We start from the raw sequence: 1,370 nt of genomic DNA on the forward strand, positions 1-1,370 counted from the left end.
GCCTAGACACCACAATGATCACGAACCCCGTGTCCGCACTGCTATGCGCCCCTACCCCAACCACCCGCGCGAACAGGGAACTTGCACGACCCCTGGGCAGCGGGCCGGTCTCGCGTAGGTAGTGGGCTGGGTGGTTGCAGATCTGCCTGAGCGCGGTGAGGAGTTTGAGCACCAGGCCGCGGCGGGCGATGCCGTCCGACTTCTCGATGAGGGCCATGGATTCGCGGACCTGCGCCTCGTACGGGGCGGCCTGCTCGCCGGTGAGGGTGACGGGTGGTCTGTCTCCGTTTTGGCCGGAAGCTCAGGCGCGATGCCGGGATCGGACTTGCGGCGGCGCAGCAGGAACGGGCGGGTGAGGGTGAGCTGTGCGGCGGCCCGTCGGGCCTCCTCTACGGCTTGCTCGTCGCCGTCCGTGCAGAGCGCGCCGCGCTCGATGGCCTTCGCGAAGCGGTCGCGGAAGGTGGACAGCGGGCTGAGCAGGCCAGGGGTGGTCCAGTTGAGCAGCGCCCACAACTCGGAGAGGTTGTTCTCCACCGGGGTGCGCGCTGTCGCCGACTGCGTGCGCGACTTCGCCCGGATGATGACCGAGCGCCGCGGCGGCGAACTCGACGACTGGCTCACCCGTGCCGAGAACACCGGGCTGAAGCCGCTACGGAGTCTGGCCCGTGGCCTGCGACAGGACTTCGACGCCGTCACCGCCGGACTCACCCTGGAGTGGAGCTCGGGCAAGGTCGAGGGCAACGGCAACAGGGTGAAGCGGATCAAAAGGGACGGATATGGCCGGGCCTGGCTTCGACCTCCTCCGACGCCAAATCCTCCTCGCAGACTGAGCACTGTCACGCTCCACCACAGCCCCACAGGAAGTGGATCAGAGCCGCTTGTCATGGCCGCCGTCACTTGAGCCGGCGGATCTCGTTGCGACAGCGGACATGACGGCACGTCACCCGCGAAACCGGCGAAACCTGACCAATCCTCATCACGCAATGCCCCTGGGTCTGCAGGGTGCGCGACGCTGGCGTACGTCGTGGGCGGTGCCGAGTACGGCGGCGATCTGGAAAGCCAGGTCACGGTTGGGAGTGGCACCGCTGCGGCAGCTGTTCGCGCGAGTGCGCCGGCCGGTTGCCGCACCGGGCACGTAGGGTGCTTTCTACCGTCGCTGGCACCTGACCGCGATCGACGGAACCACGTTTGACCTTCCCGACACGAAGGCGAACATGGAGGCGTTCGGCCGGTTGCCGCGCTCTGGGCGGGGTGAACAGAATGCCGGCTACCCGCACTTGTGGTGCAAGGCCGCGGCGTACGGGGCTGACCTGCTGTGGAGAGTCCGCAAAGATCTCGTACTGCCTGTGGTTGAACAACTCCCGGACGGC

General features: G+C 67.5%; 1 protein-coding gene and 2 pseudogenes. 2 read left to right on the plus strand and 1 reads right to left on the minus strand.

Annotated features, from left to right (window positions below; translation table 11 throughout):
* Positions 1-540: pseudogene (locus tag ABZ453_RS51315) on the minus strand (DEAD/DEAH box helicase); the annotation flags it as partial.
* A gap of 40 nt (positions 541-580) precedes the next feature.
* On the opposite strand from ABZ453_RS51315, the pseudogene ABZ453_RS51320 reads away from it, so the two are divergent.
* Together ABZ453_RS51320 and ABZ453_RS51325 are read left to right on the plus strand one after the other, a co-directional pair.
* Positions 581-830 (plus strand): annotated as a pseudogene (locus ABZ453_RS51320) (transposase).
* A 153-nt stretch (positions 831-983) separates the two neighbouring features.
* Positions 984-1,139: a transposase domain-containing protein gene (locus tag ABZ453_RS51325; RefSeq protein WP_359026989.1), complete on the plus strand. Its 156-nt coding sequence runs from the start codon at positions 984-986 to the stop codon at positions 1,137-1,139.
* Positions 1,140-1,370: the final 231 nt, after the last annotated feature.

It is taken from the genome of Streptomyces sp. NPDC005799 (assembly GCF_040630525.1).
Classification (GTDB): domain Bacteria; phylum Actinomycetota; class Actinomycetes; order Streptomycetales; family Streptomycetaceae; genus Streptomyces; species Streptomyces griseorubiginosus_B.